Origin of the sequence: Pseudonocardia sp. McavD-2-B, from assembly GCF_024124365.1 — a bacterium.
Lineage (GTDB): Bacteria > Actinomycetota > Actinomycetes > Mycobacteriales > Pseudonocardiaceae > Pseudonocardia > Pseudonocardia alni.
Map to the genome: position 1 here is coordinate 1 of NZ_JAMXSG010000121.1, position 16491 is coordinate 16491.

Annotated in this window: 20 protein-coding genes; 14 read left to right on the forward strand and 6 right to left on the reverse strand. The window is 74.5% G+C overall.

The window, feature by feature from the left end:
- Window positions 1–265 (reverse strand): hypothetical protein (locus NH602_RS16775; RefSeq protein WP_253068295.1); only part of this gene is annotated, 265 nt, incomplete at its 3' end.
- Window positions 266–393: 128 nt separating this feature from the next.
- Here NH602_RS16775 and fdxA point away from each other — a divergent pair.
- The 3 genes from fdxA to NH602_RS16790 all read left to right on the forward strand — a co-directional run bounded on the left by fdxA (window position 394) and on the right by NH602_RS16790 (window position 3186).
- Window positions 394–720 (forward strand): ferredoxin, encoded by a 327-nt coding sequence (fdxA, locus tag NH602_RS16780; protein ID WP_020626080.1) that lies wholly within the window; start codon window positions 394–396, stop codon window positions 718–720.
- Window positions 717–1820: a succinyldiaminopimelate transaminase gene (gene dapC / locus NH602_RS16785; protein WP_179761004.1), complete on the forward strand. Its 1104-nt coding sequence runs from the start codon at window positions 717–719 to the stop codon at window positions 1818–1820. The genes fdxA and dapC overlap by 4 nt, the downstream gene beginning before the upstream one ends.
- A gap of 157 nt (window positions 1821–1977) precedes the next feature.
- On the forward strand, window positions 1978–3186 hold the full coding sequence (locus tag NH602_RS16790) for an MFS transporter (protein ID WP_253068296.1): 1209 nt from the start codon (window positions 1978–1980) through the stop codon (window positions 3184–3186).
- 12 nt (window positions 3187–3198) lie between these two features.
- On the opposite strand, the gene NH602_RS16795 is transcribed toward NH602_RS16790, so the two are convergent.
- From NH602_RS16795 to NH602_RS16805, 3 genes are all read right to left on the reverse strand, one after another.
- A complete protein-coding gene (locus NH602_RS16795) occupies window positions 3199–4167 on the reverse strand; it encodes a CHAD domain-containing protein (RefSeq protein ID WP_179761002.1) in 969 nt (322 codons plus the stop codon).
- 63 nt (window positions 4168–4230) lie between these two features.
- Window positions 4231–5166 (reverse strand): 2,3,4,5-tetrahydropyridine-2,6-dicarboxylate N-succinyltransferase, encoded by a 936-nt coding sequence (gene dapD / locus NH602_RS16800; RefSeq protein ID WP_253068297.1) that lies wholly within the window; start codon window positions 5164–5166, stop codon window positions 4231–4233.
- 11 nt (window positions 5167–5177) lie between these two features.
- Entirely contained in the window at window positions 5178–5882 is a 705-nt protein-coding gene (locus NH602_RS16805; RefSeq protein ID WP_253068298.1) for a helix-turn-helix transcriptional regulator, read from the reverse strand.
- A 474-nt stretch (window positions 5883–6356) separates the two neighbouring features.
- Here NH602_RS16805 and dapE point away from each other — a divergent pair, with 474 nt between their 5' ends.
- The 8 genes from dapE to NH602_RS16845 all read left to right on the forward strand — a co-directional run bounded on the left by dapE (window position 6357) and on the right by NH602_RS16845 (window position 11821).
- Window positions 6357–7430, forward strand: coding sequence for a succinyl-diaminopimelate desuccinylase (gene dapE / locus NH602_RS16810; RefSeq protein WP_246353111.1), 1074 nt, complete (start codon window positions 6357–6359; stop codon window positions 7428–7430).
- 75 nt (window positions 7431–7505) lie between these two features.
- Window positions 7506–8288 (forward strand): TIGR00730 family Rossman fold protein, encoded by a 783-nt coding sequence (locus NH602_RS16815; RefSeq protein WP_100880847.1) that lies wholly within the window; start codon window positions 7506–7508, stop codon window positions 8286–8288.
- Window positions 8288–8884 (forward strand): TIGR00730 family Rossman fold protein, encoded by a 597-nt coding sequence (locus tag NH602_RS16820; RefSeq protein ID WP_073577739.1) that lies wholly within the window; start codon window positions 8288–8290, stop codon window positions 8882–8884. Before NH602_RS16815 ends, NH602_RS16820 begins: the two co-directional genes overlap by 1 nt.
- 4 nt (window positions 8885–8888) lie before the next feature.
- Entirely contained in the window at window positions 8889–9899 is a 1011-nt protein-coding gene (locus NH602_RS16825) for a glucosyl-3-phosphoglycerate synthase (RefSeq protein WP_253068299.1), read from the forward strand.
- 35 nt (window positions 9900–9934) lie between these two features.
- The gene (locus NH602_RS16830; RefSeq protein WP_073577741.1) at window positions 9935–10297 is read left to right on the forward strand and encodes a DivIVA domain-containing protein; all 363 of its coding nucleotides are present in this window, start codon (window positions 9935–9937) and stop codon (window positions 10295–10297) included.
- Window positions 10272–10859, forward strand: coding sequence for an SRPBCC family protein (locus tag NH602_RS16835; RefSeq protein ID WP_374210192.1), 588 nt, complete (start codon window positions 10272–10274; stop codon window positions 10857–10859). Before NH602_RS16830 ends, NH602_RS16835 begins: the two co-directional genes overlap by 26 nt.
- A complete protein-coding gene (locus NH602_RS16840) occupies window positions 10856–11482 on the forward strand; it encodes a DNA-3-methyladenine glycosylase I (RefSeq protein ID WP_073577742.1) in 627 nt (208 codons plus the stop codon). Before NH602_RS16835 ends, NH602_RS16840 begins: the two co-directional genes overlap by 4 nt.
- A 171-nt stretch (window positions 11483–11653) precedes the next feature.
- Window positions 11654–11821 (forward strand): DUF3117 domain-containing protein, encoded by a 168-nt coding sequence (locus NH602_RS16845; protein ID WP_010241564.1) that lies wholly within the window; start codon window positions 11654–11656, stop codon window positions 11819–11821.
- 80 nt (window positions 11822–11901) lie between these two features.
- Here the strand turns inward: NH602_RS16845 and glgA are convergent, their stop codons facing one another.
- Window positions 11902–13065: a glycogen synthase gene (gene glgA / locus NH602_RS16850; RefSeq protein ID WP_253068300.1), complete on the reverse strand. Its 1164-nt coding sequence runs from the start codon at window positions 13063–13065 to the stop codon at window positions 11902–11904.
- Between the two features lie 137 nt (window positions 13066–13202).
- Here glgA and glgC point away from each other — a divergent pair, with 137 nt between their 5' ends.
- Window positions 13203–14438, forward strand: a complete 1236-nt coding sequence (glgC, locus tag NH602_RS16855; protein WP_073577744.1) for a glucose-1-phosphate adenylyltransferase — start codon at window positions 13203–13205, stop codon at window positions 14436–14438.
- 153 nt (window positions 14439–14591) lie between these two features.
- Here the strand turns inward: glgC and NH602_RS16860 are convergent, their stop codons facing one another.
- Window positions 14592–15224, reverse strand: a complete 633-nt coding sequence (locus tag NH602_RS16860) for an O-methyltransferase (RefSeq protein WP_062400469.1) — start codon at window positions 15222–15224, stop codon at window positions 14592–14594.
- A 167-nt stretch (window positions 15225–15391) separates the two neighbouring features.
- Here NH602_RS16860 and sigE point away from each other — a divergent pair, with 167 nt between their 5' ends.
- Together sigE and NH602_RS16870 are read left to right on the forward strand one after the other, a co-directional pair.
- Window positions 15392–16033 carry an RNA polymerase sigma factor SigE gene (gene sigE / locus NH602_RS16865; protein WP_062400471.1) on the forward strand — a complete coding sequence of 214 codons (642 nt, stop codon included), beginning with the start codon at window positions 15392–15394 and terminating at the stop codon, window positions 16031–16033.
- The coding region (locus NH602_RS16870; protein WP_253068301.1) for an anti-sigma factor at window positions 16030–16491 on the forward strand (462 nt) is incomplete at its 3' end. The genes sigE and NH602_RS16870, both read left to right, overlap by 4 nt.

The window sequence follows — 16491 nt, forward strand, 5'->3', positions numbered from 1 at the left end:
CCGGCCAGGCCGCCGCCCGTACGCGTTCCAGCCGGTCCACCGCCGCCCGGGACGCGCGCCGGGCCGGGGCGGGCGGCACCTCGCGGACGGCGACGACGGCGTCGCGGGCGATCCGCACCGGTCCCGACCGGGTGTGCACGACGACCGCGTCCGGCCCGTCGGGCGTCAGCTCGCCGACCGCGTCGGTCAGCCGGGGCCCCGGTGCGCCCTCGGGCGCGATGCGGTGGCGCAGCGCCACCCTCCGCCCGGCCAGCTCGTCCAGCATGAACCCGACCACCTCACTCCTGCCCCGCCCGGGGGCGCGGGTTAACCTGCGGGCGTCCCAGTTTGACCGGGCACCCTTCCACCACATGATCTCCGGGTGCCCGCTGCTCCGAGTGGAGGACCACCGAAGTGACCTACGTGATCGCCGAACCCTGCGTCGACCTGCTCGACAAGGCGTGTATCGAGGAATGCCCGGTGGACTGCATCTACGAGGGTGGACGGATGCTCTACATCCACCCCGACGAGTGCGTCGACTGCGGGGCCTGCGAGCCGGTCTGCCCCGTCGAGGCCATCTACTACGAGGACGACGTCCCCGACCAGTGGGCCGCCTACACCAAGGCCAATGTGGACTTCTTCGACGAGCTGGGCTCGCCCGGCGGCGCCTCGAAGCTCGGCAAGGTCGACCGTGACGTGGAGCCGGCGAAGAGCCTGCCCCCGCAGGAACACGACGAGTGAGCAGGCTCGACCTCCCCGACTTCCCCTGGGACTCGCTGACCGGTGCGCGTGAGCGCGCGGCGGCGCACCCGGACGGCATCGTCGACCTGTCGGTCGGCACCCCGGTGGACCCGGTTCCCGGGGTGCTGCGCGACGCGGTGGCCGGGCCGGCCGCCGCCGAGCCCGGTTACCCGACGACGCACGGCCCGGCGTCGCTGCGCGAGGCGGTCGTCGCCTCCCTGCAGCGGCGCTTCGGGGTGTCCGGGGTCGACCCGGCCGCGGTGGTGCCCACGATCGGCTCGAAGGAGCTGGTCGCGTGGCTGCCGACGCTGCTGGGCCTCGGCGCGGGCGACACCGTCGTCATCCCGGAGCTCGCGTACCCGACCTACGAGGTCGGGGCGCGGCTGGCGGGGGCCGGGCACGTCCGTTCCGACGGCCTCACCGCCGCGGGGCCGGCCCGGGTCCGGCTGGTGTGGCTCAACTCGCCGTCGAACCCCACCGGCCGGGTCCTGCCGGTCGAGCACCTGCGCAAGGTCGTGACCTGGGCACGGGAGCGGGGCGCGGTCGTCGCCTCCGACGAGTGCTACCTCGGACTGCCCGGCGACTCCGACCCCGCCCCGCGGTCGGTGCTGCACCCCGACGTCTGCGACGGCGACACCACCGGGCTGCTGGCCGTCCACTCGCTGTCGAAGGTGTCGAACCTCGCCGGGTACCGCGCCGGGTTCGTCGCGGGGGACCCGGCGCTGGTGTCGGGGCTGCTGGAGGTCCGCAAGCACGCGGGCATGATCGTGCCGCGTCCGGTGCAGGCCGCGCTGGAGGCGGCCGTCTCCGACGACGCGCACGTCGTCGAGCAGGCCGCCCGCTACGACGCCCGTCGTACCCGCCTGCGGGCCGGGCTGGAGAAGGCCGGGCTGACGGTCGAGCACTCGCAGGCCGGTCTCTACCTGTGGGCGAGCGCGGGCGAGCCGTGCCGCGAGACCGTGGACCGGCTCGCCGGCCTGGGGATCCTCGTCGCACCCGGTGAGTTCTACGGGCCCGCCGGTGCCCAGCACGTCCGGGTCGGGCTGACCGCGCCGGACGAGCGGATCGACGCCGCGGTCGAGCGGCTCGGCGCGGCCTGACCGTCGCCGTCGTTGCGATAGGCAAGGATCCCGGGAGAGGATCGCCCCGGTAGCGACGAGGCCGGTGCAGCGAGCCGGCAGGCGAAGGAGCCGTCGAATGCAGGCACCGCGTCCCGGTGGTCGGAACCTACCCGGGGGCGCCGGGCCTGGCGCCCCCGTGGCCCGGTCCCGGCCGGTCGTCCGGCCCGCCCTGGTCCTGCTCGGGGTGCTGGCGCTCGCGGTCAACCTGCGGGCCGGGCTCGCCGGGTACCCGCCGCTGCTGGAGACCGCGCGGGCCGACCTCGGGATCGGGGCGGGCGCGGCCGGTCTGGTGCAGGCCGGCGCGGTGTTGATGATGTCGGTGGGCTCGTTCGGCGCCGCCGCCGTCGCCGTCCGGGTCGGCCGTGAGCGGCTGCTCGGCGTCGCCGTGGCGACGATCGCGGTGGGCAGTCTGCTGCGGTCGGTGATGGCGCTGCCCGCGCTGGTCGGTGGCTCGGTGCTGGTCGGGCTCGGCATCGGGGTGTCCGGGGTGCTGCTCACCGGGGTCGTCAAGGAGCATCTGGCCGAGCGTGCGGGTGCGGTGACCGGTGCCTACGTCGTCTCGATGATGATCGGTGCGACGGTCGCGTCCGCGGTCGCCGTGCCGCTGGCCGTCGCGCTCGGCGGCTGGTCGTGGTCGCTCGCGGTGTGGGCGGTGCCCGCGGTGCTCGCCGTCGCGGTGTGGATCCCGGTCGCGAGCCGGATCGGTCTCGCCCGGCGGGAGCCCGTGGGCGCCCCGGAGGCGACCGGCGACGGCCCCTCGCTCGCCGAGGAGGTCCGGGTCCGGCACGACCCGTTCGCCCGCCGTGTCGCCTGCTACCTGGCCGGGACGTCGACGATCTTCTACGGCTGGCTGACCTGGCTGTCGCCGTTCTACGAGTCGCAGGGCTGGTCACCCCAGGGGGCCGGGCTCCTCCTCGCCGTGTGGAGCATTGCTCAGATCCCGTCCGCGCTGCTGTTCCCGGCCGCGGCCGAGCGACGACGCCGGTGGCGGTTCTGGGCGGCGCTGTCCGTACTCAGCTCGGCCGCCGGGACGCTGGGGGTGCTGCTCGCCCCCGCGCAAGGGACGCCACTGCCGTGGCTGTGGGCGATCCTGATCGGGATCGGGGTCGGCGCCGGGTTCCCGCTGGGACTGACCGTGATCGCCTGGCGGACGCCGACCCCTGCCCGCAGCGCCGCCGTCAGCGGCTTCGGCCTCGGTATCGGCTACCTCTCCGCCGGGGTGGGACCGCTGGTGATGGGCCTGGTCATCGACTCCGCCGGGTTCCCGGCCGCGATCGCGTTGCTTCTGATCGGCGCCGCGCTGCAGGGCGGCGCGGTGGTCAGGATCGGGGACCGTCCGCGCTGAGCGGGCGCCGTCTCAGAGCGCCTCGGCCTGCTCGGCCAGACGTTCCCACGCGGCCCACCACTGCTCGCGCAGCGCCTCGGCACGGGCCCGCTCCCGCTCGACCAACCGGCCGCCGACGAAGACCTCGTGGGCGTCGGGGCCGGGGCCCAGCTCGTCGAGCAGGGCGCGGATGCGGTGCTCGGCGACGCAGGCGTCCTGGTGGTCCCCCAGGACCTCCTGCAGTCCGGCGGCGGCCTTCAACATCCGGCGGACCTGACGGGCGTCGTCGGTGCGGGACCCGTCCGCGTCGCGCATCGCCGGTTCGACGAGTTCACCGGTGTAGCGCAGCCGCTTGGTGCGGATCCGCAGGTCGTGCAGGGTCATGTCCGGCGGGTTCGGCCCGGCCCGGCGCACCGCCTTGACGAGCTTGCGGGTCTCGGCCCGGACCAGCTCGATCAGTTCGGGGCGGGCGACCTCGTCCGGCGGCTCCGGCAGCGGAGCGGAGACGGCCTCGACCAGCGAGCGACGCAGTGCCGCGTGCCGGTCGGAGTCGAGCTCGTCGAGCATCTCGGCCCGCGCACCGACCCGCTCGGCCTCCAGCACCGCGATCAGTCGCTCACCGGCGGCCAGTTCGGCCGACGGCAGCGTGGCCACCTCACCGCGGAGGCGGGCGATCATCACGTCGAGGTCGCGCACCGGGCCGAGCGCCCGGCCGAGCCGGCCGAGCTCGGCGCGCAGCAGGTCCGCCCAGGTGTGGTCGAGCAGGGGGCGGGCAGCCTTGAGCGCCGCCCGCATCCGCCGCACGGAGACCCGCATCTGGTGCAGGTCCTCGATCTCGGACCCGTCGCGCACACCGGGCTCGTGCCGCAGCATCGCGCGCAGCCGCTTGTCCAGCAGCGCGCGGACGTGCGCCACCGCCGGGTCCTGCGGTCCCGCGGTCAGCGGCTCACCGAGGTCCGCGGCGCCGTAGAGGTTCCCCGGAGGCTGCGCAGCCCCGTCCATACCCACCATGTCCCTGCCGTCCTGCTTCTGTGGGTCGTTCCGCCGCGAACCGCTGCCGGGCCGTCAGTTGGCGTGCAGCGCTGCGTTGAGGGCGATGCCGTCGCCGGTACGGGCCAGCGCCTCGACCGCGCCGGACACCGAGTTGCGGCGCAGCAGCAGCCCGTTCTGACCGGACAGCTCGCGCGCCGCGGTGGTGCTGCCGTCGGGCAGCGTGACCTTGGTGCCCGCCGTGAGGTAGAGACCGGCCTCGACCACGCAGTCGTCGCCGAGGGAGATGCCCAGGCCCGCGTTCGCGCCGAGCAGACAGCGGCGGCCGATCGAGATGACCTCCTTGCCGCCACCGGACAGCGTCCCCATGATCGAGGCACCGCCGCCGACGTCCGAGCCGTCCCCGACGACGACACCGGCGGAGATCCGGCCCTCGACCATCGACGCGCCGAGAGTGCCGGCGTTGAAGTTGACGAAGCCCTCGTGCATGACGGTCGTGCCCTCGGCGAGGTGCGCGCCGAGCCGGACGCGGTCGGCGTCACCGATGCGGACGCCGGCAGGGATCACGTAGTCGACCATCCGCGGGAACTTGTCGACATGGGTGACGATCACCGGGCCGCGGCCGCGCAGCGTCGCCCGGGTGAGCTCGAACCCGGGCACCGGGCACGGGCCGTGGTTGGTCCAGACGACGTTGGTGAGCAGCCCGAACTGGCCCTCGAGGTTCACCTGGTGCGGCTGGACGAGGCGGTGGCTGAGCAGGTGCAGCCGCAGGTAGACGTCGGCGGCATCGGCGGGCGCGTCGGCCAGCGAGGCGATCTCGGTGCGCACGACCTCGGTGCGGACTCCACGCAGCTCGTCGGTCCCGACGAGGTGCGCCAGGTCGACGGCGTCGTCGGACGAGCCCCCGGCCAGCACCGGCGCCGGGTACCAGACGTCGAGGACGGTGCCGTCGGTCGTGACCGTGGCCAGGCCGGTTCCGGAAGCGCCTTCGCGGCGGTACTCGGTGCTCACAGGCCCCGAACCTACCGTCCCGCCGTCGCCCACGGCACGCCGCGGTGGGTGCGCCGGGACACGTCCTCATGATCGGCTGCCCGTACCGAGAGCAGCAGGGCCGCGGCCTGCAGATAGCGGAGCACCGCGGTCGGCGCGAACGGCGGCGGTGGCGGGTCGGGCAGCCGCCCGCACGCCCGGCAACGGGCCTGCATCATCATCCAGTGCTCGATGGTCGGCGGTGGCGGCACGGTGCGGAACTGCGCGACCCGCACCTCCCACACGCTGCGCCGCCGCATCGCATCGCGCAGCGGCCGATCCCGGTGGAACGTCTCCGGCGGTCGGGCGCAGCCGTACCGGTCGCCCCACCACTCACCGGGCAGCGGGTCGAGGATCACGTCCAGATGCGACGGGAACCTGCGCCCCGCCCCGTCCCGCAGGTCACCCGGCGGGTCCTCCATCGGTGGCACCCGCCGGTTCTCCGCGTCGACGACGACCAGCCGCAGCCCCGCGACCGACAGGATCGCGGCCAGCGTGTCCAGCGCCGGCGCGAGCGACCGGCTCTCGATCCGGGCGATCGTCGACGGCGCCAGCCCCGTCCGCTCCGCGAGCTCCCGCTGCGACAGGTCCGCGCTGCGCCGCACCCGCCGGACCAGACCGGACAGATCCGGGACGACGATGTCGACCGGCGCCGGCGGCGGCTCCGCGGGCAGCCGGTCGCCCTCGATGATGTCCATGCACCGACCCTGCGTCCGCGAGCCGGGAATGCGCCGGCGACCTGCGAACCTGTGGACAACTCGCGCACTTGTGGACAGCCGGGCCGTCGCCGGTGCCAGCGATGATCGACGCGGCGGGCCGCGGCCCGATCGGTCGTCCGGAGGTGGCCGTCCGTGCGTCGCTTTGCTCTGCTCACCGATACGCAGCGGGCAGGCCGGGGACGGCCCCCAGGAGGCGGACGGAGACCGTTCACGCCCCGACCCTGCCCCGATCCGGGTCCGACGGGAGGGGCGCGAGAGGCGCCCGTGGGCCCGTGCTGCGTATCGGTGAGCAGAGCAAAGCCACGACCAAGGAGCCCACCCCCCGGCGACGCGGCACGGGGCCGGGGCGTCGATCCGGCGCCGCGGCGGTCGGTCCGGAGTACCCGGGCACGGCCGGGTCGCGGGGGAGGGGCGCCCGGACGGGTCGGTAGCGTCGGGCCGGTGACGACGACGCTGCCCGCGCTGGACCTCACGTCCGACCCGGTGACCCTGACGGCCGCAATGGTCGACATCGCCAGTGTGTCCGGTGACGAGCGGCGACTCGCCGACGCGCTCGAGGCCGCGCTGCGGACCCAGGCACCGCACCTGGAGGTGCTGCGGTCCGGTGACGCGGTGCTCGCGCGCACCGATCTGGGGCGTCCGCACCGCGTGCTGCTGGCCGGGCACATCGACACCGTGCCGATCGCGGACAACGTGCCGTCGCGCCGCGCCGACGGGATCGTGCACGGCTGCGGCACCTCGGACATGAAGTCCGGCGATGCCGTCTTCGCGCACCTCGCGGCCACGCTGGCCGAGCCGAGGCACGACCTCACCCTGGTCTTCTACGACTGCGAAGAGATCGAGGCGGAGCGCAACGGGCTCGGCCGCATCGAGCGCGAGCACCGGGACTGGCTCGACGCCGACCTCGCGATCCTCGGCGAGCCCACCGACGGCACCCTCGAGGCCGGCTGCCAGGGCACCCTCCGCGTCGAACTGCGGGCCTCGGGACGACGCTCGCACTCGGCGCGGTCGTGGCTGGGGGACAACGCGATCCACCGGGCCGGGGAGATCCTCTCGCGGCTGGCGGCGTACCGGCCGCGGTGGGTGGACATCGACGGCTGCGAGTACCGCGAGGGTCTGCAGGCCGTGCGGATCGGCGGCGGGGTCGCGGGCAACGTCGTCCCCGACGAGTGCGTCGTCACCGTGAACTTCCGGTTCGCCCCGGACCGGTCCGCCGAGCAGGCCGTCGAGCACGTCCGAGAGGTGTTCGACGGGTTCCCCCTCGTCGTCACCGACCTCTCGCCGGGGGCGCTGCCGGGCCTGTCCGCGCCGGCTGCCGCGGAGTTCGTCGCCGCGACCGGGGCGGTACCGCGGGCGAAGTACGGCTGGACCGACGTCTCCCGTTTCGCCGCGCTGGGCATCCCGGCGGTCAACTACGGGCCCGGCGACCCGAACCTCGCCCACACCCGCGAGGAGCACGTCGCCGAGGACGCGATCACCGCCTGCACCGCGGTGCTGCGCCGCTACCTCGCGGGCCACCCCGCCTGACCGGAGCCGGCCGGGCCCGCGGCGACGACCCCACCGGCGGGAACGGGTCGTCGCCGCCCGAATACCGTGATCGTCATGGCCGACGAGAACGCCGATCCCCGGACGCTGCACGAGAAGCAGCCCGAGAAGCAGCGTGGCCCGGTGGTGCTGCGCGGCGAACGCAGCATCGAGCCGACCACCACCGACCAGCGGCTGCTCGACTCCCGGGGCCCGGCCGACTGGGTGCACACCGACCCGTGGCGGGTGCTGCGGATCCAGGCCGAATTCGTCGAGGGGTTCGGGATGCTCGCCGAACTCCCGCGCGCGGCGACCGTGTTCGGCTCGGCCCGCACGCAGGCCGGCTCCCCGGAGTACGAGCTGGGCCGCGAGCTCGGGGCGCGGCTCGCCGGAGCCGGGTTCGCCGTCATCACCGGGGGCGGCCCGGGCGCGATGGAGGCCGCGAACCGCGGTGCCTCCGAGGCGGGCGGGCTCTCGGTCGGGCTCGGCATCGAGCTGCCGTTCGAGCAGGGCCTGAACCCGTGGGTCGACCTCGGGATCAACTTCCGCTACTTCTTCGCCCGCAAGACGATGTTCGTGAAGTACTCGCAGGCGTTCGTCTGCCTGCCCGGCGGGTTCGGCACGCTCGACGAGCTGTTCGAGGCCCTCGTCCTCGTGCAGACCAAGAAGGTCACGAAGTTCCCGGTCGTCCTGCTCGGCAGCGACTACTGGGGCGGCCTCTACGACTGGATCGCCAAGACCGTCCTCGCCGACGGCAAGATCGGAGAGAAGGACCTCGACCTGCTGCACGTCACCGACGACATCGACGACGCCGTCGACGTGGTCAACGAGGCCTACCACGCCTGGGAGGAGACGCACTGATGGCCGGTCCGGAGCCCGGGTTCGCCGTCTGCGTCTACTGCGCCAGCTCCGACGGCGTCGCCCCGCACTACCTCGACCTCGCCCGGGAGGTCGGCCGTGCCGTCGCCGCCCGCGGCTGGACGCTCGTGTCCGGCGGGGGCCGCAAATCGATGATGGGTGCGGTCGCGGCCGGCGCCCGGGAGGCAGGCGGCCGCACCGTCGGGGTCATCCCGCGGTCCATGGTCGAGCGCGAGTGGGCCGACCACGACAGCGACGAGCTGCTCGTCGTCGAGAGCATGCGCGAGCGCAAGCAGCAGATGGAGGATCGTGCCGACGCGTTCCTCGCGCTGCCCGGCGGCATCGGGACCTGTGAAGAGCTCTTCGAGGTCTGGACGGCCGGGTCGCTCGGCCTCCACGGCAAGCCGGTCGTGCTGCTCGACCCCGACGGCCACTGGGACGGCCTCGTCGACTGGGTCGCCGGCCTCGCCGACCGCGGGTTCGCCTCACGGGCCCCGATCGAGCGGCTGCGGCAGGTCCGCGGCGGCGACTCCGCTCCGGCCGACCCCGCCGGGCTGGCCGGCGCGGCGCTCGACGAGTGCGCCCGTCCGCTCACCTGAGCCCGTGACCCTCTCCGCCCGGCTCGCCGCCCGCAAGGACGGCCGTCGCATCGCCGTCGTCCTGCCCGCCCTGGACGAGGAGGCGACGGTCGGTGCGCTCGTCGCCGGGCTGACCCGGCTGTGCGAGGGCCCGGTCCCGCTGGTCGACGACCTCGTCGTCCTCGACTCCGGGAGCACCGACCGCACCGCGGAGTACGCCGCGGCGGCCGGGGCACGGGTGCTCGGCCGCGAGCGGGCGGTGCCCGGCGTCCACGTGCTGCCGGGCAAGGGCGAGGCGATGTGGCGCGCCGTCGTCGCCCTGGGGAACGGGCCGCGCCCGGCCGACCTGGTCTGCTTCATCGACGCCGACCTCGTCGACCCGCACCCCGAGCTCGTCGAACGGCTCCTCGCGCCGCTGCTCACCCGGCCCGGGACCGCGCTGGTCAAGGGCTACCACCGGCGTCCGCTCACCGGCCCCGGCGGCCCCGGTGGTGCCTGCGGCCCCGACGACGCGAGCGGGCACGAGGGCGGCCGCGTCACCGAGCTGCTCGCCCGCCCCCTGCTCGCCGCGCTCCGCCCCGGGCTGCGGCACGTCCGCCAGCCCATCGGGGGTGAGTACGCCGCCACCCGCGAGCTGCTCGACCGGCTCCCGTTCGCGACCGGCTACGGCGTCGACATCGGCCTGCTGCTCGACACCGACGCCGACACCGTCGTCGGCGGGACCGCGGCCATCGCGCAGGCCGACCTCGGCGTGCGCCGGCACCGCAACCGCCCGCTGCACGAGCTCGGCCGCACCTCCCGCGAGGTCCTCGCCACGGCCCTGGCCCGCTGCGGGGTCGAGGACTCCGGCGCCGGACTCACCGCGTTCCTCCCCGACGACGTCCTCCCCGGCCACGTGCACACCGGCCACGGCGCGGAGACGGAATGGCGCACCGAGACCCGTCCGTTGCGCCAGGTGGACCGGCCCCCACCGGGCCGGGTGCGCGACGGAGGGTCCGCCGAGCCGGTGGTCGCACCCGCCGCCCGCGTGGGGTGAGACCCGTCGTCGGACCGGCGTGATGAGATGGCGGCATGGGGACCGCCCTCGCGTACGTGCTCGTGCTGGCCGGCGTCGCCGCGCTGGTGTTCGTGTTGGCGGCCGCGGTCTTCGGCCGCGGGGAGGAGCTCGCCCCGCTCGCCCCGGACGCGACACCCACCCGGCTGCCCGCCCGCGAGGTCTCCGGAACCGACGTCCGCGACCTGCGTTTCCAGCAGGTGCTGCGCGGATACCGGATGGCTGAGGTGGACTGGGCACTCGACCGGTTGGCCGGCGAGCTGGACCGGGTCCGGACCGACCGGCACGAGCTGGCCGACCGGGTGGCCCGGTTGGAGGCGACGATCGCGCGGATGCGCGCCGAGGAGGACCCGGGTGACGAGCAACGACGGCAGTGGTGACGGCGGTACCGCAGGCAGGAGCGGGGACGGCCGCGACGGCGGGGTCGGCGACCGCACCCCGGGCGTGCGCCCGGCCGGCGACGGCCGGGTGGAGCTGACGGTCCCGGTCGACGTCAACGTGCCCGCCGACGTCCTGTGGGAGGTCGTCTCCGACCTCGAGGGCCAGTCGGACTGGATGCTCGGCACGACCGTCGAGATCACCGCGGGCGACGGCCGCTCGGTCGGCACCGAGCTGCGCGCGGTCACCGGGGTCGGGCCGCTCGGCGTCGCCGACACGATGCGGGTCACCGAGTGGACCGAACCGCCCGCCGGTGCGACGGGGGAGCGGCGGATCGTCGTCACCCACACCGGCACCGTGATCCGCGGCGACGGCGTGTTCGTCGTCGTGGAGCTGGGCCCGGCGCGGTCGCGGTTCCTGTGGACCGAGCTGCTCGACCTGCCGCTCGGTGCGCTCGGCCGGTTCGGCTGGCCGCTGGTGCGCCCCGCGTTCCGTGCCGGGGTCGCGCACTCGCTGCGCGGGATGGCCGAGCGGACCGAGGACCGCTACCGGGCCGGCCGGTGACATCGCCCGACCCCGCGGCTCACGACGACCGCCCCCGCTGCGACTGGGCGCTCTCGGCACCGGACTACGTCGCCTACCACGACGACGAGTGGGGCCGCCCCGTCCACGGCACCGCGGCCTGGTTCGAGCGCATGAGCCTGGAGGCGTTCCAGTCCGGGCTGTCCTGGATCGTCGTGCTGCGCAAGCGCCCGGCGTTCCGCGAGGTCTTCGCCGACTTCGACCCGGACACGGTCGCCCGCTTCGGCGACGACGACGTGACCCGCCTCCTCGGCGACGCCCGGATCGTGCGCAACCGGATGAAGATCGAGGCCACGATCTCCAACGCCCGCGCCGTGCTCGACCTCCTCGACGCCGGTGACGACCTCGGCGCGTTCCTCGCCTCCTACGCACCCGACCCGGCCGACCACCCGCGCCCGGCACGGCTGTCCGACGTCCCCGGCTCCACGCCCGCGTCGACGGCGTTGTCGACGGCGCTCAAGAAGCGCGGCTTCCGGTTCGTCGGTCCCACCACCTGCTACGCACTCATGCAGGCGACCGGTCTGGTCGACGACCACGTCGCGTACTGCTGGCGTGCCGGGGCCGCCCCGGAGGGCCCGCGGCGGACCGGACCGGGGTCGCCGTAGCGTCGCCGGGCCGTTGCGCTGCGTGAACGCCGCGGGTATCGCTGCCGAGCCGTGATCGCCTCGGTTGCACCTCGGCGCCGGTGATGGGGGACAATGTGGTCCCACGGTCGGCGCGTGCCCCGAGCGCGCACCGGGGAACGACAGTTGTGGATGTTGACGGAGGACGGACGAATGGCCGCGATGAAGCCCCGCACCGGCGACGGGCCCATGGAAGTCACCAAGGAGGGCCGGGGCATCGTGATGCGCGTCCCGCTCGAGGGCGGCGGGCGTCTCGTCGTCGAGATGACCCCGGACGAGGCCACCGACCTCAGTGAGGCGCTGAAGTCGACCGTCGGCTGACGGCCGACGGAACGGACACGACGCGGCGGGGCCGGGGAACCGGTCCCGCCGTCGTCGTACCCGGGGCCTGGTGACGGGCCTCAGGCCACCGACTCGTAGACCTCCAGCGTCCGCCGGGCCATCTCGGCCCAGGCGAACTCGGCGACCGCGCGCTCCCGGCCCCGCTCACCCATCGTCGCGGCCCGCCGCGGGTCCGCGACCAGCGCGTTGACCGCCTCGGCCAGTGCCGCTTCGAACGCGGCGGTGTCGGCCGGGTCGTAGTGCGCGAGGAGGCCGGTCGCGCCGTCGTCGACGACCTCCGGGATCCCGCCGACGTCGGAGGCGACCACGGCCGTACCGCAGGCCATCGCCTCCAGGTTCACGATGCCCAGCGGCTCGTAGACCGAGGGGCACACGAACACCGTCGCCGCCGACAGCAGCTGGCGGACCTCGGCGGTGGCGAGCATCCGCTGGATCCACACGACGCCGTCGCGCGAGGCGGACAGCTCCGCCACCGCCCGCTCGGTCTCGGCCGCGATCTCCTTCGTGTCCGGGGCGCCCGCGCAGAGCACGACCTGCGCCGACGGGTCGAACCGGTGTCCCGCCGCGACCAGGTGCCCGAGGCCCTTCTGTCGGGTGATCCGGCCGACGAACACCACGAGCGGCCGGTCCGGGTCGACGCCGTGGGCGAGCAGCGCGTCGCGGGCCGGGTCGGGCGCGTAGAACTGCGTGTCGATGCCGTTGTGCACCACGTGCACCAGGTCCGGGTCGATCGCGGGGTAGGCGTTCAGCACGTCGCGGCGCATGCCGTGGGAGACCGCGATGACGGCGTCCGCCGCCTCGTAGGCGGTCCGCTCCACCCACGACGACAGCCGGTACCCGCCGCCGAGCTGCTCGGCCTTCCACGGCCGCAGCGGCTCCAGCGAGTGGGCCGTGACCACGTGCGGGCGCCCGTGCAGCAGACCGCCGATGTGGCCCGCCATGTTGGCGTACCAGGTGTGGGAGTGCAGCACGTCGCAGCGCTCCAGCTCGGCGGCCATCGACAGGTCCACCCCGAGCGTGGTCAGCGCCGCGTTCGCCCCGTCCGGCAGCGGCGGCGCGGAGTGTGCGCGCGCGTCGGCCGGGGCGTTGCTGCCCGGTTCGGCGAAGCAGTGCACGTCGACGTCGACGAGCTCCCGCAGGGCGGGGACGAGATGTCCCACGTGGACTCCGGCGCCGCCGTAGACGGCGGGCGGGTATTCACGGGTGAGAAGGCCGACGCGCACGGGCCGGGACGCTACCGGGGCGGGCGGACGCGGCGCGAGGAGTCCGCCGGGCGATCGCTGCGTCCGATCCGGTCCGACCCTGCCCGGCGGGGCCGGACGTATGGCCCCGCCACCGGGCGCCCACTAGTGTTCACGCCATGCGACCGACCGCGTCCGGACGTCTTCCCGGAAGGGTTCTCGGCATCGTGCTGGCCGGTGGCGAGGGGAAGCGGCTCTGGCCGCTCACCGCGGACCGTGCCAAGCCCGCCGTCCCGTTCGGTGGCAACTACCGGCTCATCGACTTCGTGCTGTCCAACCTCGTGAACTGCGGGATGGACCGGCTGTGCGTGCTGACCCAGTACAAGTCGCACTCGCTGGACCGGCACATCTCGACGACGTGGCGGCTGTCGTCGGTGCTCGACCAGTACATCACCACCGTCCCGGCCCAGCAGCGGCTCGGCAGGCGCTGGTACACCGGCTCGGCGGACGCGATCTTCCAGAGCCTCAACCTGGTCTACGACGACCAGCCCGAGTACATCGCCGTGTTCGGCGCCGACCACGTCTACCGGATGGACCCGGCGCAGATGATCGCCCAGCACGCCGAGTCCGGCGCGGGCGTCACCGTCGCGGGGATCCGGGTGCCGCGGGCCGAGGCCAAGGCGTTCGGCTGCATCGCCTCCGACGAGACCGGCCGCATCACCGAGTTCCTCGAGAAGCCGTCCGACCCGCCGCACGTGCCGGACGACCCCGAGGTGACCTTCGCTTCGATGGGCAACTACGTGTTCACCACCGAGGCACTGCTCGACGCGCTGAAGGCCGACGCGGCGAACGCCGACTCCGACCACGACATGGGCGGGGACATCATCCCGGCGCTCGTCGCCAAGGGTGACGCGCACGTCTACGACTTCGCCGACAACGTCGTCCCCGGCGCCACCGAGCGCGACGCCGGCTACTGGCGCGACGTCGGGACCATCGACGCGTACTACGACGCGCACACCGACCTCGTCTCGGTGCACCCGATCTTCAACCTCTACAACCAGCGCTGGCCCATCCGCACCGCGATGCCCGCGCTGCCGCCGGCGAAGTTCGTCGAGGGCGGGATCGCCCAGGACTCGATCGTCGGCGCGGGCACGATCATCTCCGGGGCGATCGTGCGCCGGTCGGTCATCAGCCCGAACGTGTCGGTGTCCGGCGGCGCGGAGGTCTCGGACTCGGTCGTGCTGCCGGGCGCCCGGATCGGCCGGGGCGCGGTCGTGCGCCGTGCGATCCTCGACAAGAACGTCGTCGTCCCCGACGGCGCGCTGATCGGCGTCGACCTGAACCTCGACCGCAGCCGCTACACCGTCTCCAACGGCGGCGTCGTCGTCCTCGGCAAGGGCGTCACGGCGCAGTAGCGCCGAGCTGCGGTTCCGCGCTCCTCTGCGGTGTCGATGCCGCGTTCGCTCCGCTCACCTGCGGTGTCGATGCCGCGTTCGCTCCGCTCACCTGCGGTGTCGATGCCGCGTTCGCTCCGCTCACCTGCGGTGTCGATGCCGCGTTCGCTCCGCTCACCTGCGGACGGCGCAGAGCATCCCGTCCGCGACCGGCAGCAGCGCCGACAGCAGGCGCTCGTCGTCGCGGACCAGCGCGGCGGTCTCGCGCAGCGCGGCGGTACCCGGACCGTGCGCGGCACCGGGCTCGGCGACCCGGCCACCGTCGAGCACACCCTCCAGCACCAGCACCCCGCCGGGGCGCAGCAGCCGGATCGCCTCGGCCAAGTAGCCGGGGTACTCGGCGGGGACGGCGTCGGCGACGACGAGGTCGTAGCCGCCGTCGGTCAGTCGCGGCAGCACCTCCAGTGCCATCCCGTTGATCAGCCGCGCGCGCCCGGGCCCGTACCCGGCGGCGAGGAAGGTGCGCCGGGCCGAACGCTGCAGCTCCGGGTCGACGTCGATGGTGGTCAGCGTCCCGTCGCCGGCCATGCCGCGCAGGAGGTACAGCCCGCTCACCCCGGCTCCGGTCCCGATCTCGACGACGGCCCGAGCGGAGACCGTCGCGGCCAGCACCGACAGCGCCGCCCCGCCCGCCGCGGAGATGGGGTGCGCGCCCGCCGCCGTGCCCAGTGCGCGGGCCTCGCCGCACGCATCGTCCTCGGCGAGGTAGCCCTCGGCGTACGCGGCCGCCCCCGCGGGTGTGCTCATGGCGCAAGATTATCGCCGCATGATCCGTCGTCGGTTTCACAGACTTCTCTCAGACGGGTTTCACATCCTCCTCATGGGTGGCGGGCAGTCTGTGGTGCAACGAACGAAGCCTCGCGGCCGATCGACACCACGACACGGTCGCGACTCCACGGAGGTGCCCCGCCCCGATGTCCGCCCCTCGCGCAACCGACGACGCCCCGTTCCGGGACGCCGCCGCCGGTACCCGCCCCGGTGAGGGTGCCGACTGGACCCCGCCCACCTGGGACGAGGTCGTCCGGGAGCACGCCGACCGCGTCTACCGACTCGCCTACCGCCTGTCCGGCAACCAGCACGACGCGGAGGACCTCACCCAGGAGACCTTCATCCGGGTGTTCCGGTCCCTGGCGTCCTACAAGCCGGGCACCTTCGAGGGCTGGCTGCACCGCATCACCACGAACCTGTTCCTCGACATGGTCCGCCGCCGCGCCCGGCTGCGGATGGAGGGACTGCCCGAGGACACCGACCGGCTCCCGGGCGGTGGCCCCGAGCCCGAGACCGTGTTCGCGATCAACCACCTCGACCCGCACCTGCAGGCCGCGCTGGACGAGCTGCCCCCGGACTTCCGGGTCGCCGTCGTCCTGTGCGACGTCGAGGGCCTGTCCTACGAGGAGATCGGCGCCACCCTCGGGGTGAAGCTCGGCACCGTCCGCAGCCGCATCCACCGGGGTCGGACCGCGCTGCGGGCGTCGCTGGAGCGGCACCGCGCGGCCGCGGCGGAGGAGCAGGCGGTGGCATCCGACCGCGGTCCGGTGGCAGAGTTGGTCCCGTGACCGAGCGACGGCGTTTCCAGGTCGTCCCCCCGGACTGGGGGACGACCCACCTGACGCTCGAGGCGGTCGTCGCCTTCGTGGACGACGAGCTGGCCGCCGGCCCGCACGACCGCGCCACCCGCCACCTCGAGCGCTGCCCCGACTGCGCGGTGGAGGTCGCCGAGCAGCGGCGGGCCCGCACCGCGCTGCGCGGTGCCGACGCCCCCACGCTGCCGCCGTCGCTGATGTCGACGCTGCGCGCGATCCCGCAGGACACCGAGCTGCCTCCGCCGCCGGCGGGCCTGTCGCTCACCCCGGACGGCCAGCTCGTGTCGGTGCTGCGCCCGGCGCCGGTCGAGGGCGACCACGGCCGTCGCGCCGGCCGGTCGCGACGGGTGCGTCTGGGCACCGGTGCCGCCGTGTCCGGGCTGGCGCTCGGCGCGCTCGCGTTCGGCCTGCCCGCCGCCACGACCGCCACC